The organism is Companilactobacillus kimchii DSM 13961 = JCM 10707 (assembly GCF_001435445.1).
Taxonomy (GTDB): domain Bacteria; phylum Bacillota; class Bacilli; order Lactobacillales; family Lactobacillaceae; genus Companilactobacillus; species Companilactobacillus kimchii.
Genome location: NZ_AZDH01000003.1, coordinates 97,661 through 119,573, shown reverse-complemented (window position 1 = coordinate 119,573; position 21,913 = coordinate 97,661). Strand labels below are relative to the sequence as shown.

Below are 21,913 nucleotides of genomic sequence, written 5' to 3'. Positions count from 1 at the left end.
ATAGTTATGATAATTAAAGTTTTAATGATATTTTTTATTATTTTTTTGTTGGCTTTGGCCTACACACTATGGTCACACAGTGATAAAAAATTTTTAATCTACTCGCCTAACGAAAATCTTACTTTAAAAAACATTATGCGTTTCACTGCTGTCCTATTGGCACTGGTTTCTATCCTAGGAATCATTGTCCTTTTAGTCGGCACTAAGGAAATGAATCTAATAACATTGTTACTAGGAAGTTTAATTGCGGCAGCCTTTTCAATTTATTTAGCAAATATTCGCTGATGACTGTATTTATCAGCCTCAATCAACTAAAATAAAGGTATACAAGCAGTAATAATACTACACTAACGGGGTGATACTTATGTTACAACAATATAAAAACATTCTCGTACCAATCGATGGTTCATTTGAAGCTGAACTAGCATTTAAGAAAGCTGTGGAAGTAGCTAAAAGAAATAATGCCGCTGTTCATTTGCTTCATGTCATTGATACTAGAGCTTTCCAAAATGTTTCTAGTTTTGATTCAACTATGGTTGAACAAATCACTGAAAAAGCTAAAGATACTGTTAAGAGTTACGTCAAGACAGCTCAAGATGCTGGCTTAAACGAAATCGACTACAGTATTGAATATGGTGCTCCTAAGGCAATCATCGCTACAGACTTCCCCAAGAAGTTAGGTGTTGACTTGATCATGATCGGTGCTACTGGTCTTAATGCCATGGAGAGATTACTAATTGGTTCTGTTACCGAATATGTAACAAGAACTGCAGCATGTGATGTACTTGTTGTTAGAACAGACTTAGATAACAAGACCATCAAAAAACCAAGAAAATAAATCGTAACCAAAAAGGAGTGATTCTTTCGAATCACTCCTTTTTATTTGGAATTTAATAAATTATTATTTTTTAAAAGATATTTAAATGCATATCTTTCACTTTAGATTTTAATTTTTCAAATACTCTTTTATCTTCACTCACGCTAGAAATCACATATGCTTTAATGTAATCTTCATCGGCCTTTTGACCTTCTCGTGTGCCTGCTTCTGCTAAGTAACAGTACATTTCATCAAGCTTGAAAAGAGTTTGCTCTTTTCTAGCAATGAAAATACCTTCATTGGCATATTCCATAGCTTTTTGATTTTCATCCAATTTCAATGACAAGTCAGACATATTAGCGTAAATCAAAATGCTATCATGGTAATTTTCATCACCGATTTTATCTAAGCTTGACTTGATTAAGTCTTTAGCTTGATCATAGTAAACTTTAGCTTCGTCCAGTGACTTCTTATTGATGTATGCCTTAGCTGTAAATATGTCGATTAAAATATCGTACATATCAACATTAGCAATATTCACATTCATTGCGCGATTGAAATCAAAGATGGCCTTGTCGTAATTCTTGCTTGTGACATATTCAATCAAGCCATGGAAGAAGTGAATTAGCTTAATTTCTTGTTTGTTGTTGACATTGATGTTGTTAAGCTTACCCAGTTTATCACTAATTCCGTCGAAATCATCTTGATAGAATGACTTCTTAATATCACTAATTATTGAATAGATTTGACTATCGTCATTAACAATTACAAGGTTCATTGTGATACCCAGTCTCTCACAAATGCGAACCAAAATTTCCATGCTTGGAATCTTGTCTTTTTTTTCAATCAGGCTGACAGTTGCCTGTGTACAAATGCCATCAGCTAACTCAGATTGAGAAATACCTCTGAGTTTTCTGTAATGACGAATCTTTTCACCTAAGATTTTCATTCTAAACTATCCCCATTCATTTATTAATTCCATGGATAATTTAAACAGTTATTAAAAAATGTTGCAAGAAATAAGCAACAATAAAAAGATAAATTTTAAAAATTTAATTATTTACTTCAAAGAACCAAGCATCTTTTTCAGTACCATTTAATAATTCAGGATTATCATTTAATTTATCATTAACCTTGACAATCTTACCACTAATCGGTGATTCTAGCTCCACTACAGCCTTTTGAGCTTCAATCTCACCACTAGATTCGCCTTTTTTTATGTCAGAATCTAGATCAGGTAATTCAACATATTTGATATCACCTAAAGTATCTTGAGCCTCTTTAGTAAGACCTATACGAGTCGTATGCTCACCCTTTTTTATCCAAAAATAATTCTTTTTATCACTCATAATTAATTCCTACCTTTGTTTAAAAGTACCGTTTTCAAACATATAACTCTTATGATGGAATCTCATTGACATAATCAATCCAATACCAATCATATTACCTAATAAGGCAGACCCACCTTGCGAAATAAACGGCAATGGAATACCAGTCAATGGTAATAGACCCACACTCATACCAATATTTTCAAATACGTGGAATAAAATCATCATAATAACACCAGTTGATACGTAGGCATAGAATTCATTCTTTGTATCAAAAGTCACTTGAACCATTTGATAAATTAGCAAGAAGTACAAGAGAATTAGAATACAAGAACCAACGAAACCAAAGTTTTCACCAACAACAGAGAAAATCATATCTGATTCACGTACTGGAACATAAACATTAGAAACGTTGAAACCTTTACCAAATAATTGTCCAGAACCAATAGCCTTCATGTTCTGCCAAATCTGATACCCATTTTCTGAAGTATCAGCTGAAGGATCACGCCAACTATCAATTCGGGCAAACTGATAAGATCTAAAACCAAAATGACCTAAGATAGTTCTTCCCCAATCAGTAGTAGCAAATAACAATGCCGTACCACCAACAACAGCTACGATCAAAAATCCTACTAAAAGAATCCGCCAATCAATACCTGAAACTAAAATCATTCCACCTAAGATGGCTACGAAAACCAAAATAGTACCAAAATCATTTTGCAACTTCAATAGCACCATAACAGGCAATGTCCACAGGAATAATTTCCCTATCAACATAAAATCACTCTTGATAGTATGTGAATATTCACTGTTATGATTTGTGATTACTTTACCCAGCATTAAAATAAACGCCGGTTTCATAACTTCTGATGGCTGGAATGTAAAGGAACCAATAGCAAACCAACTCTTAGCACCAGTACTTGCAGCATACGAGCGACTGTAAAAAATCAATACTAAAAACAGCAACGCCAGTCCCGCAAAATAAGCCAAGGTGGCAACTTGCCACAACTGCTCCGCATCAAACTGCATTACCACTGCTACTATAACAGCACCGATAGCATACCAAACTATTTGTGAAACCACATTCTTCAATGGGTTCTGTGAATCTTGAATTGTTGCTACATAGATTGACATCAATCCAATCATAGCCAACATCATTACGGAAAAGATTATTCCATAATCAATTCTCGAATCCACGTCGTTCTTCTTATTTTCATTTCTTATTTGCATATCTACACCTATTAATGATTATGTAAATTATATTGCATCAACAATTCATTAATTGCATCGTCAAGTTTGACCGACTTAAAGGGAGTATCATTGCTCTCTACAAAAGAAAGGTAACGTTCAGCTTCCTTTTTAATCGTTCCAATATAATGTTTACCATCCCAAAGTTCATAAGTTTCGGGATCACTACTGATATCTTTTAAACTAATTTCTACTGATTTCTTTTTTCTAGACATTGAATCTTTCCTATTCTTTGTTATGAAATTTTTTTGCAATAATTTCATCTTCATATTTTTCCGGATGAGGATTTCTAAAAATAGTGAAATTATCTGGTACGGGATCTACCCCACCACGCACAAAGGGATTACAACGTAATATTCTTGCAATCCCCATAACAGTACCTAAAATTCCACCGTGCTTTTTCACCGCATCAATAAAATAAGATGAACACGTTGGGTAATATCGACAACTAGGTGGCAACACTGGAGATATGAATTTTTGATAAATTCTAACGATTCCTATCAATATTTTCTTTAACATATTACTTTAAGAAATCGAACATATGCATCCAGGTCCCTGGCCATAAAACGGCTAGTGGATTAGAACCACCCAAGGCTGATCCAATCAACATACCCAAAACTAAAAAAATTAGCATTAATAATAATACCCAACCTATTTTCTTAAAAATATCACGACGATATTCTTTACCAAAGTCTCTTTTCATTTTTCACCCTAGTATTTTTTATGTTTTTCGATGTTCTCTAATAAAACACCAGTACCCAAGGCAACCGAGTCAAGTGGACTATCTGTCAAAAGTACGGGTACTTGTAACTTTTCGGAAAGAAGCTTATCAAGATTCTTCAACAAAGCTCCACCACCAGTTAACATAATACCACGATCAATAATATCTCCAGACAATTCAGGAGGAGTTTGTTCCAAAACATTTCTGGCAGCATCAACAATTTGATCTACACCATCAGACAAAGCGTTTTGAACCTCTAATTCATTAATCGTAATTTCTTTAGGCAATCCAGTTACAACATCAATTCCACTAGCAGAGAAAGTCTTACTTTCATCAGCATCCATGACACAACCGATTTCCATCTTAATTTGTTCAGCAGTTCTTTCACCAATAATAAGGCCATGGTTTTGCTTCACAAAGGCTTGAATGGCACCTGTCATCTTATCACCCGCGAAACGTAATGAACGGCTTGTAACGATATCTCCCATTGAAATAACGGCAATATCACTAGTACCACCACCGATATCAATAACCATGTTTCCTTGTGGCTTGAAAATATCAAGACCAGCACCGACAGCGGCAACTTTAGGTTCAAGTTGTAAATAAACTTTTCCCCCACCGGCTTGTTCAGCAGCTTCAATGATAGATTTTTGTTCTACTGGTGTCACATTAGTAGGAGCACAAATCATAATTGTTGGTTTAGCAAAGCGACTTCTCATATTCAATTTATCAATGAAATACTGAAGCATTTTTTCAGTAATATCAAAGTCAGCTATTACACCGTCTTTCAATGGACGGATAGCTTTAATATTAGCTGGTGTTCTACCAACCATCATATAAGCATCTTTACCAACTGCCACGACATCATTATTATTCGTATTAATTGCTACAACTGAGGGTTCGTTTAAAACAATTCCCTCGCCTTTTACATCAATAAGTACATTTGCTGTACCCAAATCAATTCCTAGATATTTCGACATACTATATCCTCCAAAATCTAAACACAAAAAGTATATCATAACCAGCTCAATCATTAAATTGCCAATAAAAAAAGAAAGTGGAAATCCCACTTCCTTAAGTCAACTTTAAGCCAATTTTGTAACACTTGGTATTGTATTCAATACTAAACTTTCTCGACCAGATTCATCGATTGCTACACGTCTTATGTTAGCACCTAAGTCTCTTAACTTCTCAGTAAAATGATAATATCCACGATCCAAATATTGAAGGTTAGAAACTCTTGTCTCACCTTCAGCAACTAATCCTGCTAGTACCAACGCTGCAGCAGCACGTAGGTCAGTAGCGGCAACATTAGCACCACTCAATTGTGCAGGTCCAAACATAATAACTGAATTACCTTCAATCTTATAATCGGCCTTCATTTTCCCAAATTCTGGGAAATGCATAAATCTATTTTCAAAGACTGTCTCTGTCATTACGGTAGTTCCAACACTTAACAATTGAGCCAAAGTCATTTGAGCTTGCATGTCAGTTGGAAAACCTGGATGAGGCATTGTCTTAACATCAACTGGTTTCAATTGATTAGAACCAGTAACACGGATTCCTTCGTCGTTCTCATCAATTTTAACGCCCATTTCGATCAATTTAGAGATCAATGGACGATTATGTGCAGCTACAGCGTCCTTGATGAAAATATCACCATTTGTAATCGCAGCAGCCACCATAAAAGTACCAGCTTCAATTCTATCTTGCATAATTGAATGTTCACAGCCATGTAAACTAGATACACCGTTAATACGAACTGTATTAGTACCAGCTCCAGTAACATCAGCACCCATTTTACTTAAAATATTAGCTAAATCAACAATCTCAGGCTCTCTGGCAGCATTATCAATGGTTGTTTCACCATCAGCAAGAGTCGCAGCCATCATAATATTTTGAGTAGCACCAACACTTGGAAAATCTAAATAAATGTTAGCACCATGTAGTCCATCGGTTGTTGCATCAATGTAACCACCATTTTGATTAAATTTGGCACCCATTGCTTCAAGGCCTTTAATATGTAAATCTATTGGTCTTGAGCCAATTGCACAGCCACCAGGCATAGCAACATGAGCTTCTTTATTTCGAGCTAACAATGGTCCTAAAACAACAATTGAAGCACGCATTTTATCAACTAGGTCTTCAGGAGCTGTAGTGGATGTTCCTTCACTCGTATCAACCGTTAAAACTTCATCAATTTCATCATATGAAACATTAGCATTCAAAGCTTTTAATACTTTGGACATTGTAATTACATCTGATAACGGAGGGATATTTGTCAAAGAGGTTTTTCCTTTTGATGCCAAGATAGTCGCCGCCAAAATTGGTAAGGCAGCATTCTTTGCACCTTCAATTCTTACATTTCCCTTTAATTGCGTAGGTCCATTTACGATTATTTGTTGCACAATATTCTCCTCCAAAACCTGGAATCATTTAAAAAACAAGGCTATATTCTGAGTTAAACTGAAAATACTCATGAAAAACGAACTTACAGTGTAACCCAGAGCGATTGCAATAAACGCTACAAGTAATTGTAACATTTTAGGATTGGTTTTGTTATATATCTTTTTCCAATCCACCACTTGTAATATATTAAAACTGATCCATATAAAAATGATATGGCTTACAAGCGTAATTATTGCATTTATTCCCAAATTTGTCATTTTATAAACCTCACTTTTCTAAATAATAACATTTTATCAATAATGAAGTTTATCCATATCAAATACTTTAACTTAATTTAAGGTACAAAAAAAGACTGAGTCTCCTCAGTCTTTATTAATTACATATTAATTACGATGTGAACTTACGTTAATTCTATTAATAGCCTTACGTAAGGATACTTGTGCACGAGCTAACTCATCAATATTGTGCTTTTCTTCAGCAGATTTGATAGTACTTTCAGCTCTTTGCTTAGCATATTTGGCACGTCTTAAATCAATATCTCTAGCTCTTTCGGCACTATTAGCCACGATCGATACTAGATCATTACTAAACTCCAAGAACCCGCCATTTACAGCAATTGAGTCTTCATGGTGAGGCTTGTCGACACGACGGACACGAACTTCATCAATGACCAATGGGGCAATAATTGGGGCATGGTGCGCCATGACACCAATTTCACCATCAATGGTACTCAAGACAACGAGTTTTGCATGATGGTCGTAAACAACACCATCAGGAGTAACAATATTGACCTTCATAATATTACCAGCCATATCATTTCCTCCTTCTGTTAATTGGCAACTGCTTCAGTAGAGTTGTCATCGTTGTTTTCTTCATCAGCTGGTGTCCAGCCCATCTTCTTAGCCTTAGCAAGCACGTCATCAATTCCACCAACACCATTGAAGGCATCTTCAGGAACATCATCATACTTACCATCTAAGATAGCACGGAAATCTTTAACAGTTTCTTCAACAGGAACATAAGATCCGGGTACACCAGTAAATTGTTCAGCAACACTGAAGTTTTGTGACAAGAAGAATTGAATACGTCTTGCACGAGCAACAACAGTCTTTTCTTCGTCAGATAATTCATCCATACCCAAGATAGAAATAATATCTTGTAATTCGTGATATCTTTGAAGAACCTCTTGAACTTCAGTAGCAACATCATAATGTTCTTGTCCAACAACGTCGGGGTCAAGAGCAGATGATGATGATGCCAAAGGATCAACGGCTGGGTAAATACCTTGTTGTGTCAATCTACGTTCCAAGTTGGTTGTAGCATCCAAATGGGCGAAGGTTGTAGCAGGAGCAGGATCAGTATAATCATCAGCAGGAACATAAACGGCTTGAATTGAAGTAATTGAACCCTTCTTTGTAGAAGTGATTCTTTCTTGCAATTGACCCATTTCTGTAGCCAATGTTGGTTGATAACCAACGGCTGAAGGCATACGACCAAGCAAGGCAGAAACTTCTGAACCAGCTTGTGTAAATCTAAAGATGTTATCGATAAACAATAGAACATCTTGTCCTTCAACATCACGGAAGTACTCAGCAATTGTCAAACCTGTTAAGGCAACACGCATACGAGCACCAGGTGATTCGTTCATTTGACCATAAACCATGGCTGTTTTAGCAAGAACACCGGATTCCTTCATTTCATAATAAAGGTCATTACCTTCACGTGTTCTTTCACCAACACCAGTAAATACTGAAATACCACCATGCTCTTCGGCAATATTATGGATTAACTCTTGAATTAGAACGGTTTTACCAACACCGGCACCACCGAACAAACCAACTTTACCACCACGAACGTAAGGTTCAAGTAAATCGATAACTTTGATACCTGTTTCAAGAATTTCAGTTGATGTATTTAATTGATCATAAGCAGGTGCAGAACGGTGAATACTGTTTCTTGGGAAGTCAGCAGGAAATGCTTTACCTCCATCGATTGATTCACCTAAGACGTTAAACACACGACCCAATGTTTCCTTACCAACTGGTACGGAAATAGGACCGGCAGTGTTAACAACTTCAGCACCTCTTTGAAGTCCGTCAGTAGAACTCATGGAAATAGCACGTAAGGCGCCATCACCTAATTCTAGAGCAACTTCAAGGGTAATCTCTGATCCGTCGCTTTTCTTAACTTTCAAAGCGTCGTTGATTTCTGGTAAGTTTCCGTCAATAGGAAACTCAACATCGACAACCGGACCGATTACCTGAATAACTTTACCTTTGCTACTCATTAATTTGGCTCCTTTCTAAACTATTCAAGTGCAGCAGCACCACCGATAATTTCAGTGATCTCTGTAGTAATTTGAGCCTGACGAGCACGATTATAATGTAGTGATAAACCTGCAATAAGGTCATCAGCATTATCACTAGCACTCTTCATAGCTGTTACAGAAGCAGCATGCTCTGCTGTTTTTGCATCCATCATTGCTCCTAAAACTAAACACTCAATATATTGAGGCACAATTGCAGATAGAACTGCTTTAGGGTTTGGTTCTGTGATGTACTCACTAGCAACTTGTTGTTCTTCAGCAGTAACATCATCAGGTTCTGTTAATGGCAAAAGTTTTTGAGTTGTAAACTTAGAAACTAATGAATTAACGTGATGATTATGACAAATGTCAATTTCATCAAACAATTCAGCTTGATACATTTGCAAAATTGTTTTCATGATTGGTGTAATGTCTTCGACAGTTGGAATATCAGGTAAACCTGTATATTCATAAGCAACATCAAAGCCACGTGCTTTGAAAAATTCAGTACCAGTTGCACCTAAGGAAATGATAGTAAATTTACTTTTATCACCATGATATTTCTTTTGGAAAAGATCCATCATTGCTTTTAAAATATTACTATTGTATCCACCAACAAGACCACGATCACTTGTAATGACAACGTATGCGGTCTTCTTGACTTCACGAACTTTTAGAAGACTGTTTAAACTCAACGGATCAGTGGAATCATCTGCAACAGATAATTCTTTAAACACATCAGCAGCTGTTAAATGTCTAACAATATCTTCAACCTTTTTTTCATACAATTGATAAGCAATAGATTTCTTTTCAATACGAGAGAGTTTAGCACCAGAGACCATTTGCATGGCCTTTGTTATTTGACCGGTTTTCTTAGTAGAAGAAATTCTTCTTTTAATATCCATAAGGGACTCAGCCATTATTTAAACCTCCTGTATTATTTTTCTTGCTTGCTATCTGAATCTGACTTAGAAGCCAAGAAGTTTTCTGTAAATTCACTTACAGCTGACTTGAAGGTATCTTCATCAGGTAATGTACCTTTTTCTTTGATTGTTTGTAAAAGATCTGAATGGTTTGCATCGAAATATTCAGAAAGTGAAGCTTCATATTCTTTGATATCATCAACAGCGATTTTATCTAGGAATCCTCTTGTCAAAGCAAACAAAATCAAAACTTGTTTTTGAACAGCAACTGGGGAGTGTACGGGTTGTTTTAGAACTTCCTCTGTACGACGTCCACGGTCTAGTTTTGCCTTTGTAGCTTCATCAAGATCTGAACCGAATTGAGCGAATGATTCCAATTCATGATATGAAGAAAGATCTAGACGTAAAGTACCAGCAACCTTCTTCATAGCCTTAATTTGGGCATCCCCACCAACACGAGAAACAGATGTACCAGCATCGATAGCTGGACGTGTACCTGAGTGGAACATATCACTACTCAAGAAAATCTGTCCATCAGTGATAGAAATAACATTAGTTGGAATATAGGCTGACACATCACCGGCTTGTGTTTCAACGATAGGTAAAGCAGTCATTGAACCGCCACCTAAATCGTCACTCAACTTAGCAGCACGTTCTAGCAAACGTGAATGCAAGTAGAAAACATCACCAGGATATGCTTCACGCCCAGGTGGTCTACGAAGCAATAGCGAAATTTCACGGTAGGCATTGGCTTGCTTGCTTAAATCATCATAGACAATCAAAACATGTTTACCATTGTACATGAAATATTCACCCATTGCGGCACCAGAGTATGGTGCGAAATAAAGCATAGGTGCTGGTTGACTAGGACCAGCTTCAACAACGATTGTGTAATCCATTGCTCCATGCTTTCTCAAGGTTTCAACTTGGGCTCTAATTGTTGATTCCTTTTGACCAATTGCAACATAGATACAAATCATATCTTGATCTTTTTGATTAAGAATAGTATCGATAGCAATTGATGTTTTACCAGTTTTACGGTCACCAATGATCAACTCACGTTGACCACGACCAATAGGAACAAGTGAGTCAACGGATTTCAAACCTGTTTGAAGAGGTTCGAAAACTGACTTACGTTGCATAACACCGGGTGCAGGTGACTCAATAGGTCTAGTTTTGTCAGTCTTGATTTCTCCAAGACCATCAACAGGTTGACCCAAAGAATTAACGACACGTCCAACCATCGCATCACCGACGGGAACTTCCATGATACGACCTGTTCTCTTAACAGTATCGCCTTCACGGATTTTATCGTAATTACCTAAAATAATGATACCAACATCATCACTTTCAAGGTTTTGAGCCACACCAAAAGTACCGTCTTGGAATTCAAGTAATTCACTAGCCATAGCATTTTCAAGGCCATTAGCACGAGCAATACCATCACCGACGTATGTAACTGTACCTACTTCATCAACTGAGAGTTCATTTTTATAGTTCTTTAACTGTTCTTTGATCAGCGAACTAATCTCTTCAGTTTTGATGCTCATTCTTTTCACCTCGAATTAATTATTAACTAATAGCATGTTCTTAATGTCATTAAACTTCTTAACAACACTACCATCGACAACTTGGTCTCCAACACGGATTATAACGCCACCAATGATATTTGAATCAACTATTTTCGTTAAATTTACTTCATTTACTGAAAATCTCTTTTTAATCACGGATTTAAGATTTTCGGCTTGTGCCTGATCTAAATCAATTGCTGTTGTAACTGTTGCTTCAACAATTCCATTAACTTCATCGTATTTTTCGATAAAAGCATCAGCAATATCAATAACACAATCCATACGATTGTTATCAAACACTAATCCTAAGAAATCTTGCATTAAAGGACCAAATTGACCCTTCAATGTATCCAAAATTTTAAGCTTTTCAGTGCGAGAAATAGAACGGCCTGCTAAAGCAAAACCCAAACCAGGATTTTCCTCATAAACTTGCTTCAAAGCTTTTAAATCTTCAAGCATTTCTTCTACAGACTTTTGTTCTTCGGCAACTTCATAAAGTGCCTTAGTATAGCGTTTTCCCACTTGCTTATTACTTAGTTTCATTAACCGTCAACTCCTTAATATAAGAGTCGATTAGTGACTTTTGATCGTCAGCATTAAGCTCTTTAGAAATAACTTTAGAAGCAATTTCCAAAGATAAGTTTGCTATGTCTTTTTGTGCTCCAGCCATAGCATCTTGTTTAGCTTTATCAGCATCAGATTTAGCTCTTTGTCTCACTTCTTCAGCTTCGCCGTGGGCTTCAGTTAAGATAGACTTCTTTTGAGTCTCTCCACTTTCCTTAGCCTTATTAACGATTCCAACTGCTTCAGCACGTGAATTTTTAAGTGCATCTTCACGTTCTTGAGCCAACTTTTTAGCACGAGCACGTTCTTGATCCGCATAATCAAGGTCACCAGTGATTTTTTCAGATCTGGCGTCCATCATTTTTGTGATTGGACCCCAAGCAAAATGCTTAACCGCAAGTGCCAAAATGATGAAAGAAACAAGAACGAAAAGCATGTCTCCCAAAGCTACTTGATTGGCTCCGAGAACTAATAAACCTGCCAATATTCTTCACTCCTTCCTATCAAATAAATACACACATAAAAAAGGCGATTTTTTATTGATCGCCGAGTCATCATATGTATTAGACAAAAAGAATAACGAACGCAATAGCAATAGCAATGATAGGAACAGCTTCGATAAGACCAACACCAATGAACATTGTTCCTCTTAGTTTATCAGCTACTTCTGGTTGACGGGCCATACCTTCAAGAGTTTTTGAAATAACAAGTCCGTTACCGATTGATGCTCCAAGAGCAGCGATACCAGCTGCAAGAGCTGCCGCAATATCTTTCATAATTAAAAATTCCTCCAATAAAAGTTATTCTTGTTCCAGTTTACGTGAAATATAGACCATAGACAATGTGGTAAATACATACGCTTGGATGGCTCCAATAAATACAGAAAAGCCTTGCCATACCATGGCTAATGGTATTGCTGCGACGAATGTAACAGCGCCAACGCTTTTTGCAACAGTTCCAATAAGTGCAAGAAGTACTTCACCGGCAAATATATTACCGTAAAGACGTAGTGACAATGTTAGGAAGTTTGTAAACTCTTCCAGAAGGTTAATTGGTAGTAAGAACTTTACCGGTCTCGCATAATTGGATAAGTAACCACCAAATCCAAATTTCTTCACAGCATAGTAATGTGAAAGCAACAATGAAATCGTAGCGAGTCCCATTGTAATTAGTGGATTGGTTGTTGGTGACTTAACGTATGTGAAACCTCCAACCTTTACTTGAAAAATTAATCCTAATTGGTTTGAAACAAAAATAAATAGGAATAATACAAATGCATAAAGGTTAAAGCGTCTACCAGACCCATCAGGCATTGCCGATTTTACAATACTGTTAGTAAAATCAATCATCCATTCGAGTACATTCTGTGCCTTACCTGGCCTCATCGTGATCTTACGCGATAATGCAAAGACCAAAATGAAAACAAGGATCGCAGAGATAAGAACTGATAAGTCATTTGCAACATTGAATCTTAACCCTAAGAAATCAATAAACTTATACTTATCATCCAATAATAACCCTCCTTTCTTCGCTTATTGAAAACAATTGATACCACAAAATAATAACACTAAATTTTATATATTCAAACAATGAAATTGTTATTTTGTCCCAAATAATCTGTCGCCGGCATCGCCTAATCCAGGGAAAATATAACCACTGTCTGTAATCTTTTCATCTAGTGAAGCTGCGTAGATATCAACGTCTGGATGTGCTTCTTGAACGGCTTTAACACCTTCTGGAGCAGCAACTAGAACGACTAAACGCATGTGTTTAGCACCACGCTTCTTCAATGCATCGATAGCCATATTAGCAGAACCACCAGTAGCAAGCATTGGATCAACGATGAATAATTCACGTTGATCAATATCGCTAGGAAGTTTTACAAAGTATTCATGTGGTTTCAAAGTTTCTTCATCACGGTACATACCGATATGACCAACCTTAGCAGCTGGGATCAATTCAAGAACACCATCAACCATGCCCAAACCAGCACGTAAAATAGGAATAACAGCAAGCTTCTTACCTGCAAGAACTTTTTGTGTTGATTTGCCCATTGGTGTTTCAACAACAACATCTTTTAGAGGCAAGTCTCTTGTAATTTCATAAACCATCAATTCACCAATTTCATTAGCAACTTCACGGAATACTTTTGTACCAGTATTCTTATTTCTAATAATTGTTAATTTGTGTTGAATTAAAGGGTGGTTCAATACTGTAAATTTAGACATTTTCTGTCTCCTTAGTTTTTATAATGTGCGTTACCCGCTGATTTATTCAAACGATTGCTGTAAGCCTCACCGTGATCCGCATCAGGAAATCCTTGAGCAAGAATGAATTTTACATGATCAGCATCTAATTGGCGTAAGCCAGCAAATAGATCCCTGGAAGCACTAATGACATCATTTCCTAGTGAAAAGGTCTTGATTCCAGCTGGTACTTCTTGCAAAATTTCATCCACTGCCATGACACCCATTGGAACATCTTTGGCTTGGTATTGTGCGATTGCTTGTTTAAAGTCACTCTTATCATCAACAATAATAACTTGAGCACTTGGTGCATAATGCTTATATTTCATCCCTGGTGCCTTTGGAACCTCACCGGCTTTGACCTTATGGTGATCACTATTAACGTTGTCAATGACCTTCAAAAGGTCCTTATCCGTTATCATCCCTGGTCTCAAAATAGTTGGTACATCAACAGACAAATCAATTACTGTTGACTCAACACCGATCTTGGTTGGTCCATCATCCAAAATAGCTGCAATTTTACCATGTAAATCATGATAAACATGTTTAGCCAAAGTTGGGCTTGGTTTTCCACTAGTATTAGCAGAAGGACCAACAATTGGTTTGCCAAAAGTCTTGATAAGGTTCAATGTCGCTGCATTATTAGGCATACGAAAGGCAGCAGTCGTTAAACCACCTGTGACAGCTTTTGAAAGTTTACCGGGTTGAATTGGCATAATAATTGTCAAAGGACCTGGCCAAAATCCTTTCATTAGTTTTTCCGCCAATGGTTTGTAACTGTTGTCTGCATATTCCCAGACCATCTCTGGTCCAGAAACATGAACTATCAAAGGATTATCACTTGGACGTCCTTTAGCAGCATAAACCTCTTTGACTACATCAGGTCTTGTTGCGTCAGCTCCTAAGCCGTAGACAGTTTCAGTGGGAAAAGCCACTAACTGTCCATCAGCTAAGAAATCTGCAGCTTCTTGAATCTGTGTACTCTCGAGTATCTCAGTTTCCAATACTACATCTCCTTTTTAGCTTTTAGATATCGGTAATTACCACTCATATCTTTATGAAATTCTACAACATAATTGGGTAAATTATCACAAAAAATTTGATTTATTGCATTTTTTTGTTTAAATCCAAATTCCATATAGAGAGTTCCATCATCCGAAAGATAATTATCGACTACCTTTACAATGTTCTCATAGAATTCTAAACCATTATCTCTTCCATATAAAGCTAAATCCGGCTCATATTTAATAACACTCGGATCCATGTCCTTTTTTTCGTCCTCAGCAATATATGGCGGATTAGAAACAATCACATCGAATTGCTGTGGTTTGATCGTTTTAAATAGATCACTTTGTTGAAAATAAACATTATTAGCTTGATAGTTGTCCGCGTTCAGTTTGGCCACTTTAAGTGCTTCAGCCGATATATCTGTTGCTAAAATATCGTCATTAGGAAAAGCTATTCCCAAACTGATTGCAATTATCCCTGACCCTGTTCCAATATCACAGATAGATTCATTCTTAGCACTATGATCATCGATGATCTTTTGCACCATTTCCTCAGTATCTTGTCTCGGTATTAAAACATTTTCATTAACTGTGAAATTGCGATTCAAGAAATAAGCATACCCTAAAATATATTGAACTGGTACGTCCATCCCAAGTTTTACAATACCATCATGAAATTTACGCATAATATCATTAGGCACTACCTCATTACGATGCAGTTGCAATTGCGTATAGTTAAAGCCACTTAACTCTTCCATTAAGTACTGTGCATCTTCTGGGAACTTATCTTGCTCTTTTAACAATAAAAAAGCCCTTTTCAGGGCGTTAGAATAACTTAGCTTCTCCACTTTGAATTTGCTCCAACTTCTTGGTTTGGTCATCAACAATCAAGGCATCGATAATTTCTTCAAGTTCGCCATTCATGATTCTATCCAATTTGTTCAAAGATAAACCAATACGATGATCAGTCACACGGTTTTGAGGATAATTGTAAGTTCTGATACGTTCAGAACGATCACCAGTACCGACAGCTGACTTACGTTTTTCATCATATTCACTTTGATTTTGTGATTCATAGTAATCATAAACACGAGACTTCAAAATTTGCATGGCCTTTTGACGGTTTTGTTGTTGTGAACGTTGATCTTGCATAGCAACAACAATACCTGTTGGTAAATGGGTCATACGAACAGCTGATGAAGTCTTATTGATATGCTGACCACCAGCACCAGATGAACGATACACATCAGTACGAATGTCTTTAGGATCAATATCAATATCAACTTCGTCATATTCAGGCATAACTGCAACAGTAGCAGTTGAAGTGTGAACACGTCCTTGTGACTCAGTAGAAGGAATTCTTTGAACACGATGAGCACCATTCTCATACTTCAATTTTGAATAGACACTGTCACCTGTGATCATTACAGCAACATCCTTGTAACCACCAACTTCAGTGTCAGTTTCATCAATGATATCAAAACTCCAACCTTGTTTTTCAGCATATTTACTGTACATACTCAACAAATCAGCTGCAAATAAACTGGCTTCATCACCACCAGCGGCACCACGAATTTCCATGATAATATTCTTATCATCGTTAGGATCTTTAGGAAGCATCAATAGAGTGATGTTGTGTTCAACCTCATCTAATTCCTTCTTAGAAGAATCCATTTCTTCTTTAGCCATTGCAGTCATTTCTGGGTCATCAGTTTCACGCAAAATTTCATCGCTATCACTGATGCTCTTCTTTAATTCCTTGTAACGTCTGAAAGCAGCAACAACGTCACGCATATCAGCTTCTTCTTTTGAGTAAGCCATATAACGCTTAGTGTCGTTGATAACTTCAGGATCACTCATTAATTCTTGGAGTTCCTGATATCTTTCAAGCAACGTTTCTAGTTGTTCAAATATTTTATCCAACTTAACAATCCTTTCTCTTATTTATTATCTAGCATTGGAGGATGGTTGTAATGACGGCGACAAACTGGATAGTACATTTCATTGCCACCAATTGAAACTTGTTCTCCCTCAAAAACCGGCTTGCCATTTGACATACGCATATTCATTGTAGCTTTTTTTGTACAGAACCAACAGATAGTCTTCATTTCTTCCAATTTATCTGCATAAAGTAATAAATATTTTGTACCTTCGAATAGCTCATTGCGAAAATCATTCTTCAAACCAAAAGCCATAACAGGAATTCCTAAATCATCAACTACTTTAGTTGCCTGTAAAACTTGATCCTTTGTCATAAATTCGCATTCATCAATCAATATACAAGATGCATCAGGATTTCTTTCCTTTACGATCTCAAAAACATCAGAATCTTTCTTGAGAGCAATAGCTGGACGAGTTAACCCCATACGACTCTGTATTTTTCCAGTACCTGAACGAGTATCCATAATACTTGTCATTAAAATAACTGACTTACCCTGTTCTTCATAATTATGCGCCACTTTTAAAATCTCAATCGATTTTCCACTATTCATAGCACCGTATTTAAAAAATAATTGAGCCAATTTTACGCCTCCAAAATTATATCCTTCAAAATTATAACGAAAAAACTGCCTCTTGAACATATTAAACATTTTTCAATTTCAAACAAAATCGCATAAAATACTTGTGAGGTATGATAATATTGTTTTAATTAATTCAATTTGGGGTTTTCATAATGACATTTAAATCAGGTATTGCAACATTAACAGGAAAAACATCTTATTTTATTTTAAACAAATTTTTCAACGGTGGTTCTTCATATCCCGGAAAAATTGCTTACAAGATTGATCCTGATATTTTAAAGAGTCTTGGTAAAGATTACGAATTGATTGTCGTGACCGGTACCAATGGTAAAACTTTGACAACATCATTGATCAACAAGATGTTGATTCAAAAGTATGATGACGTCTTAACAAATCCAACTGGTTCCAACATGATTCAAGGTATCGTAACTAGCTTTGTTACTCATCGCAAAAAGAGCAAGAAACCTTTGGCCGTTCTAGAAGTTGATGAAGCTAATGTTCCTATCATTTGTAAATATATCAAACCTAAGTACTTTGTTTTAACTAACATTTTCCGTGATCAAATGGATCGTTACGGTGAAATTTACACTACTTATCAAAAAATTCTTGATGGTATCAAATTAGCACCAGATGCCACAATTATTGCCAACGGCGATGCTGCTATCTTTGCTTCTAAAGAATTACCTAACAAAGTTATTAACTATGGTTTCTCCGATAAAGGACATGAAAATGAAGATTTCAAGGCACCTACTAATACCGATGGTGTCCTTTGTCCTAGATGTAATCATATCATGCACTACCATATGATTTCTTACGCTAACTTGGGTAGTTACTTCTGTCCTAACTGTAATTTCAAACGTGGACAATTAAAATATCAAGTGACTGATATTTCAACATTACTCCCTAACAAAACTGAATTTGAAATCGACGGTAACAAATTTACCATGAATATCGGTGGTAAATACAATGTTTACAACGCCCTAGCCGCTTATGCTATTGCGTCAGAAATGGGTATTGGTGTTGAACAGATCCGTAAAGCTTTTGCTTATGATGAAAAAGTTTTCGGTCGTCAGGAAACAATCACCGTTGACGACAAAGATGTTAATATCATTCTGGTTAAGAATCCAGTTGGCTTGAACCAAGTTATTGAAACTGTTTTAAGTGATAAAGAACCTTACTCATTAGCCTTTCTATTGAATGCCAACTACGCTGACGGTATCGACACTAGTTGGATTTGGGACGCTAACTTTGAAGATTTCGACTATGACAATTTACCATTAGTTATTACCGGTGGTAAACGTGTCAAAGATGTAACTTATCGCTTCAAGATTGCTGGTCTCAATATGAATAAGAATATTGAAACAGTTGAAATTGAAGATTTCGTCAAACAAATTCCTAAGATCCCAACTAAGAAAATTTACGTTCTCGCAACCTATACGGCTATGCTAGGACTACGTAAAGTTCTTGGCGATCAAGGATATATCAAACAAAAATAATTTAAAGACAAAAAGAATCCAGTGCAGTGACCATCAAATGGTTGCTACACTGGATTTTTTTTATTTTAATCCTGCATAAATCTGATCAATATTCCATTTCATCATTGAATAATACGTATCACCAGTAGTTCCCTTTTTAGCTAAGGAATCTGTAAATATCTTAGAATGAATCTTCAAACCGGATTCATTGGCTACCTTGTCCATTGACTTGGGTGACACGGATGATTCAACAAATAAATTTTTTACTTCTGATTTATTTATTTGTTTCAAAATTCGTTCCATTTGTTCTGGAGTACCTTGCGATTCAGTGTTGATTTCCCAAATGTAGGCTGGTGTGACATGATAAGCTGCACCAAAATATTTAAAAGCACCTTCAGATGTCACTAACAGACGTTGTTGTTCAGGAATTTGCAGATATTTAGATTGTGCTGTTTGATGTAGGCGTTCCAATTTAGCAATATATTCATCAGCATTATCCTGATAAAAGCTAGCATTACGTGGATCTTTTTCTTTCAAAACATTGGTTATCGTCTTAACATATTTAATTCCATTTGCCAGATCCAACCAGGCATGAGGATCGACTTCATTTTTATTAGTAGTCAAATATTTAGGTTGAACATCTTCACTTGTAGCAAATACTTCTTTATTAAAATTCTTATGAGTCGTCTCAACTAATTTATTGAACCAGCCATTGCCACCCGTCTCTAAATTCAAACCATTGTGAAAAATAACATCGGCATCATTAGCTTTCGAGACATCACTCGGTTGTGGCTCATATTCATGTGGATCGACTCCTCGTTTAACGATACTATAAAGTTCAATTCGATCACGTCCAACGTTCTTGACCATATCTTCCAAAATAGAATTAGTTGTCACAACGTGTAATTTCTCATTACTTGGTAAATTAGAGCTATTGTGAGTTCGATGCTGTAAAAACCAGTAGACACCACCAACCATTGCTACCACTGAAAGGAATGTAATAATTATTCTTTTCATTGTACAACGCTCCTTTTTAACTTAAAAAAGCTTTGTTTCGGAGAAAAAATAAAAGATATTGCAAACAACATTGCAGCCACAATCACAATTGCCGGTCCTGAAGCCCAATTGAAAGTATAACTAAAGTAAAGACCCACAGTTGATGAGATCACTCCCAAAATAGCCGATAAAATTAACATCCAGCTCAATTTATCAGTCCAGAGAAAAGCCGTTGCAGCTGGTGTGATCAGCATTGCTACTACCAAAATAATTCCAACGGTTTGTAGCGCCGAAACTGTTACTAGAGTTAAAACCAGCATCAAAGCATAATGGATAATTTGAACCTTTAAGCCATAGGTTCTAGCGTAAGTTTCATCAAACGAAGTTACTAACAATTCTTTATAGAAAACGACCACGAATAAGATCACAACTCCTAAAACAATTGCCGTAGTCATAATATCGTTATCACTTACTGCCAGAATATTTCCAAACAAGATATGATGTAAATTGGTTGAACTCTCTGCCATGGAAATTAAGATAAATCCCAAAGCATAAAATGCACTAAAAACAACTCCAATAGAAGTATCAGTCTTAATTTTGCTTCGAGATGCTACAAAGCCAATCAATATGGCAGCTAGAATACCGAAAAGTGAAGCTCCAATTAAAATATTGAAACCAAACATATAAGCTACTGCTACTCCTGGTAAAACAGCATGAGAAATAGCATCTCCCATCAACGACATCCCTCGTAAAATAATGAAACTACCCACGATTCCGGACATAATACCAACCATGATTGCGGTTAACAGTGCGCTCTGTAGAAAATCATATTTTCCCAAAGCATTTATAAATTCCATAACTGATGTCATCACTGCACACCTTCCTTTTCCTGAAACAGTACCGAAGAAAGATCTGCACTAAAGGCACTTTCAATATTAGTGGAATTATAAACTTCTCGAGTTGGTCCAAAATCAACTATTCCATGATTCAAAATAACCAAATCATCAAAATATTTTGTCACTTTATTCAAATCATGATGAATAACGATAATTGTCTTACCTTCATCTCGCCACTGTTTAAGAATTTTCATAATGGCAGTTTCACTTTGCAAATCAATTCCTACAAAGGGTTCATCTAAAATAATAATTTCCGCCTCTTGAACAATTGCTCGAGCTATAAAAACTCGCTGTAATTGACCACCAGACAAATTACCTATCTGACGGTTAGCAAATTCTTCTAGCGAAACCTTCTTCAAAGCATCATAACTAACCTGTTTTTCTTTTTTACCAGGATTTTTAAATAGTCCCAATTGACCATAAGTCCCCGTTACAACTAAATCAAAAACATTGATGGGAAAAGTTAGATCCAAATCCTTTCTTTGTTCAACGTATGCGATCCGTTTGCGAATCTTCTCAATCGATTGACCATCATAGTCAACAGTACCCTTTCGAACTTTAATCAAATTCAAAATAGCTTTGATTAAAGTCGATTTACCTGCACCATTCGGTCCAATGATTCCAGTGATTTTTCCTACGTTGAAATTAACGGCAACATCAGAAAATACTGGTGTGTCATCGTAAGCGACAGTGAGGTTCTTAACATTAAGCATAAAGAGCCTCCTTATATTGGCGGTTAATCCGCTCTAAATTCAGAATATCATATACTTCATGGTGTTTCAATAAAATTATTAGGTATACTTAATTTTTCTTTTAATTAGAGCTTAACTATTTCAAAAAAAGCAGTACCCATTTAGGACAAATTCTTATGTGTCCATAAATAGA

The 21,913-nt window shown here is 36.2% G+C and carries 28 protein-coding genes; 3 read left to right on the top strand and 25 right to left on the bottom strand.

The window, feature by feature from the left end; translation table 11 throughout:
- Positions 1-6 precede the first annotated feature (6 nt).
- A complete protein-coding gene (locus tag FC97_RS01825; protein WP_056967696.1) occupies positions 7-285 on the top strand; it encodes a hypothetical protein in 279 nt (92 codons plus the stop codon).
- 79 nt (positions 286-364) lie between these two features.
- Entirely contained in the window at positions 365-838 is a 474-nt protein-coding gene (locus tag FC97_RS01820) for a universal stress protein (RefSeq protein ID WP_025085331.1), read from the top strand.
- A gap of 70 nt (positions 839-908) precedes the next feature.
- On the opposite strand, the gene FC97_RS01815 is transcribed toward FC97_RS01820, so the two are convergent.
- The 22 genes from FC97_RS01815 to FC97_RS01710 form a co-directional block, all read right to left on the bottom strand.
- Positions 909-1,766: a helix-turn-helix domain-containing protein gene (locus tag FC97_RS01815; RefSeq protein WP_054643446.1), complete on the bottom strand. Its 858-nt coding sequence runs from the start codon at positions 1,764-1,766 to the stop codon at positions 909-911.
- A 103-nt stretch (positions 1,767-1,869) separates the two neighbouring features.
- Positions 1,870-2,166: a glycine cleavage system H family protein gene (locus tag FC97_RS01810; RefSeq protein WP_054643445.1), complete on the bottom strand. Its 297-nt coding sequence runs from the start codon at positions 2,164-2,166 to the stop codon at positions 1,870-1,872.
- 9 nt (positions 2,167-2,175) lie between these two features.
- On the bottom strand, positions 2,176-3,375 hold the full coding sequence (locus FC97_RS01805) for an FtsW/RodA/SpoVE family cell cycle protein (RefSeq protein ID WP_025085335.1): 1,200 nt from the start codon (positions 3,373-3,375) through the stop codon (positions 2,176-2,178).
- 11 nt (positions 3,376-3,386) lie between these two features.
- The gene (locus FC97_RS01800; protein WP_054643444.1) at positions 3,387-3,608 is read right to left on the bottom strand and encodes a DUF2969 family protein; all 222 of its coding nucleotides are present in this window, start codon (positions 3,606-3,608) and stop codon (positions 3,387-3,389) included.
- 10 nt (positions 3,609-3,618) lie between these two features.
- Positions 3,619-3,912 (bottom strand): membrane protein insertion efficiency factor YidD, encoded by a 294-nt coding sequence (yidD, locus tag FC97_RS01795; RefSeq protein ID WP_054643443.1) that lies wholly within the window; start codon positions 3,910-3,912, stop codon positions 3,619-3,621.
- 1 nt (position 3,913) lies between these two features.
- A complete protein-coding gene (locus FC97_RS01790; RefSeq protein ID WP_054643442.1) occupies positions 3,914-4,096 on the bottom strand; it encodes a DNA-directed RNA polymerase subunit beta in 183 nt (60 codons plus the stop codon).
- Positions 4,097-4,104: 8 nt separating this feature from the next.
- A complete protein-coding gene (gene mreB, locus FC97_RS01785) occupies positions 4,105-5,094 on the bottom strand; it encodes a rod shape-determining protein (RefSeq protein ID WP_054643441.1) in 990 nt (329 codons plus the stop codon).
- 105 nt (positions 5,095-5,199) lie between these two features.
- On the bottom strand, positions 5,200-6,522 hold the full coding sequence (gene murA, locus FC97_RS01780; protein ID WP_054643440.1) for a UDP-N-acetylglucosamine 1-carboxyvinyltransferase: 1,323 nt from the start codon (positions 6,520-6,522) through the stop codon (positions 5,200-5,202).
- Positions 6,523-6,546: 24 nt separating this feature from the next.
- Positions 6,547-6,780 carry a DUF1146 family protein gene (locus FC97_RS01775; protein WP_025085338.1) on the bottom strand — a complete coding sequence of 78 codons (234 nt, stop codon included), beginning with the start codon at positions 6,778-6,780 and terminating at the stop codon, positions 6,547-6,549.
- Between the two features lie 126 nt (positions 6,781-6,906).
- Positions 6,907-7,335 (bottom strand): F0F1 ATP synthase subunit epsilon, encoded by a 429-nt coding sequence (locus FC97_RS01770; protein WP_054643439.1) that lies wholly within the window; start codon positions 7,333-7,335, stop codon positions 6,907-6,909.
- A gap of 17 nt (positions 7,336-7,352) precedes the next feature.
- Positions 7,353-8,810: a F0F1 ATP synthase subunit beta gene (gene atpD / locus FC97_RS01765; RefSeq protein ID WP_054643438.1), complete on the bottom strand. Its 1,458-nt coding sequence runs from the start codon at positions 8,808-8,810 to the stop codon at positions 7,353-7,355.
- Positions 8,811-8,830: 20 nt separating this feature from the next.
- On the bottom strand, positions 8,831-9,748 hold the full coding sequence (locus FC97_RS01760) for a F0F1 ATP synthase subunit gamma (protein WP_025084786.1): 918 nt from the start codon (positions 9,746-9,748) through the stop codon (positions 8,831-8,833).
- Positions 9,749-9,765: 17 nt separating this feature from the next.
- A complete protein-coding gene (atpA, locus tag FC97_RS01755) occupies positions 9,766-11,301 on the bottom strand; it encodes a F0F1 ATP synthase subunit alpha (RefSeq protein ID WP_054643437.1) in 1,536 nt (511 codons plus the stop codon).
- Positions 11,302-11,316: 15 nt separating this feature from the next.
- Entirely contained in the window at positions 11,317-11,865 is a 549-nt protein-coding gene (gene atpH / locus FC97_RS01750; RefSeq protein WP_054643436.1) for an ATP synthase F1 subunit delta, read from the bottom strand.
- A complete protein-coding gene (gene atpF, locus FC97_RS01745; protein ID WP_025084788.1) occupies positions 11,852-12,373 on the bottom strand; it encodes a F0F1 ATP synthase subunit B in 522 nt (173 codons plus the stop codon). Before atpF ends, atpH begins: the two co-directional genes overlap by 14 nt.
- 76 nt (positions 12,374-12,449) lie before the next feature.
- A complete protein-coding gene (atpE, locus tag FC97_RS01740; RefSeq protein WP_010020175.1) occupies positions 12,450-12,662 on the bottom strand; it encodes a F0F1 ATP synthase subunit C in 213 nt (70 codons plus the stop codon).
- 24 nt (positions 12,663-12,686) lie between these two features.
- Positions 12,687-13,397 (bottom strand): F0F1 ATP synthase subunit A, encoded by a 711-nt coding sequence (gene atpB, locus FC97_RS01735; protein WP_056951999.1) that lies wholly within the window; start codon positions 13,395-13,397, stop codon positions 12,687-12,689.
- A gap of 87 nt (positions 13,398-13,484) precedes the next feature.
- Entirely contained in the window at positions 13,485-14,114 is a 630-nt protein-coding gene (gene upp, locus FC97_RS01730; RefSeq protein WP_025084789.1) for a uracil phosphoribosyltransferase, read from the bottom strand.
- Between the two features lie 11 nt (positions 14,115-14,125).
- Positions 14,126-15,136, bottom strand: a complete 1,011-nt coding sequence (locus FC97_RS01725) for an L-threonylcarbamoyladenylate synthase (RefSeq protein ID WP_054643434.1) — start codon at positions 15,134-15,136, stop codon at positions 14,126-14,128.
- Between the two features lie 2 nt (positions 15,137-15,138).
- The gene (prmC, locus tag FC97_RS01720; RefSeq protein WP_082397574.1) at positions 15,139-16,020 is read right to left on the bottom strand and encodes a peptide chain release factor N(5)-glutamine methyltransferase; all 882 of its coding nucleotides are present in this window, start codon (positions 16,018-16,020) and stop codon (positions 15,139-15,141) included.
- Positions 15,965-17,062, bottom strand: coding sequence for a peptide chain release factor 1 (gene prfA / locus FC97_RS01715; RefSeq protein WP_054643433.1), 1,098 nt, complete (start codon positions 17,060-17,062; stop codon positions 15,965-15,967). The genes prmC and prfA overlap by 56 nt, the downstream gene beginning before the upstream one ends.
- A 17-nt stretch (positions 17,063-17,079) precedes the next feature.
- Positions 17,080-17,661, bottom strand: a complete 582-nt coding sequence (locus FC97_RS01710) for a thymidine kinase (RefSeq protein WP_054643432.1) — start codon at positions 17,659-17,661, stop codon at positions 17,080-17,082.
- 152 nt (positions 17,662-17,813) lie between these two features.
- On the opposite strand from FC97_RS01710, the gene FC97_RS01705 reads away from it, so the two are divergent.
- Complete coding sequence (locus FC97_RS01705) at positions 17,814-19,157, top strand: Mur ligase family protein (RefSeq protein ID WP_054643431.1); 1,344 nt, start codon at positions 17,814-17,816, stop codon at positions 19,155-19,157.
- A gap of 60 nt (positions 19,158-19,217) precedes the next feature.
- Here the strand turns inward: FC97_RS01705 and FC97_RS01700 are convergent, their stop codons facing one another.
- Genes FC97_RS01700 through FC97_RS01690 form a run of 3 tightly spaced genes read right to left on the bottom strand, consistent with a single transcriptional unit; the run spans position 19,218 to position 21,741 of the window.
- Positions 19,218-20,153: a metal ABC transporter solute-binding protein, Zn/Mn family gene (locus FC97_RS01700; RefSeq protein ID WP_054643430.1), complete on the bottom strand. Its 936-nt coding sequence runs from the start codon at positions 20,151-20,153 to the stop codon at positions 19,218-19,220.
- Complete coding sequence (locus tag FC97_RS01695) at positions 20,150-21,001, bottom strand: metal ABC transporter permease (protein WP_054643429.1); 852 nt, start codon at positions 20,999-21,001, stop codon at positions 20,150-20,152. Before FC97_RS01695 ends, FC97_RS01700 begins: the two co-directional genes overlap by 4 nt.
- A complete protein-coding gene (locus tag FC97_RS01690; RefSeq protein ID WP_054643428.1) occupies positions 21,001-21,741 on the bottom strand; it encodes a metal ABC transporter ATP-binding protein in 741 nt (246 codons plus the stop codon). Before FC97_RS01690 ends, FC97_RS01695 begins: the two co-directional genes overlap by 1 nt.
- Positions 21,742-21,913 lie beyond the last annotated feature (172 nt).

Bases quoted from the DNA above. Each gene is read 5' to 3' on its own strand.
- FC97_RS01790 (WP_054643442.1), bottom strand. From the start codon at position 4,096: ATGAAAAGAGACTTTGGTAAAGAATATCGTCGTGATATTTTTAAGAAA.
- yidD (WP_054643443.1), bottom strand. From the start codon at position 3,912: ATGTTAAAGAAAATATTGATAGGAATCGTTAGAATTTATCAAAAATTC.
- FC97_RS01770 (WP_054643439.1), bottom strand. From the start codon at position 7,335: ATGGCTGGTAATATTATGAAGGTCAATATTGTTACTCCTGATGGTGTT.
- FC97_RS01705 (WP_054643431.1), top strand. From the start codon at position 17,814: ATGACATTTAAATCAGGTATTGCAACATTAACAGGAAAAACATCTTAT.
- atpH (WP_054643436.1), bottom strand. From the start codon at position 11,865: ATGAAACTAAGTAATAAGCAAGTGGGAAAACGCTATACTAAGGCACTT.
- FC97_RS01825 (WP_056967696.1), top strand. From the start codon at position 7: ATGATAATTAAAGTTTTAATGATATTTTTTATTATTTTTTTGTTGGCT.
- atpA (WP_054643437.1), bottom strand. From the start codon at position 11,301: ATGAGCATCAAAACTGAAGAGATTAGTTCGCTGATCAAAGAACAGTTA.
- FC97_RS01760 (WP_025084786.1), bottom strand. From the start codon at position 9,748: ATGGCTGAGTCCCTTATGGATATTAAAAGAAGAATTTCTTCTACTAAG.
- FC97_RS01775 (WP_025085338.1), bottom strand. From the start codon at position 6,780: ATGACAAATTTGGGAATAAATGCAATAATTACGCTTGTAAGCCATATC.
- FC97_RS01690 (WP_054643428.1), bottom strand. From the start codon at position 21,741: ATGCTTAATGTTAAGAACCTCACTGTCGCTTACGATGACACACCAGTA.
- FC97_RS01695 (WP_054643429.1), bottom strand. From the start codon at position 21,001: ATGACATCAGTTATGGAATTTATAAATGCTTTGGGAAAATATGATTTT.
- atpD (WP_054643438.1), bottom strand. From the start codon at position 8,810: ATGAGTAGCAAAGGTAAAGTTATTCAGGTAATCGGTCCGGTTGTCGAT.
- atpE (WP_010020175.1), bottom strand. From the start codon at position 12,662: ATGAAAGATATTGCGGCAGCTCTTGCAGCTGGTATCGCTGCTCTTGGA.
- FC97_RS01805 (WP_025085335.1), bottom strand. From the start codon at position 3,375: ATGCAAATAAGAAATGAAAATAAGAAGAACGACGTGGATTCGAGAATT.
- FC97_RS01700 (WP_054643430.1), bottom strand. From the start codon at position 20,153: ATGAAAAGAATAATTATTACATTCCTTTCAGTGGTAGCAATGGTTGGT.
- mreB (WP_054643441.1), bottom strand. From the start codon at position 5,094: ATGTCGAAATATCTAGGAATTGATTTGGGTACAGCAAATGTACTTATT.
- prmC (WP_082397574.1), bottom strand. From the start codon at position 16,020: ATGACCAAACCAAGAAGTTGGAGCAAATTCAAAGTGGAGAAGCTAAGT.
- FC97_RS01815 (WP_054643446.1), bottom strand. From the start codon at position 1,766: ATGAAAATCTTAGGTGAAAAGATTCGTCATTACAGAAAACTCAGAGGT.
- upp (WP_025084789.1), bottom strand. From the start codon at position 14,114: ATGTCTAAATTTACAGTATTGAACCACCCTTTAATTCAACACAAATTA.
- FC97_RS01800 (WP_054643444.1), bottom strand. From the start codon at position 3,608: ATGTCTAGAAAAAAGAAATCAGTAGAAATTAGTTTAAAAGATATCAGT.
- FC97_RS01820 (WP_025085331.1), top strand. From the start codon at position 365: ATGTTACAACAATATAAAAACATTCTCGTACCAATCGATGGTTCATTT.
- FC97_RS01810 (WP_054643445.1), bottom strand. From the start codon at position 2,166: ATGAGTGATAAAAAGAATTATTTTTGGATAAAAAAGGGTGAGCATACG.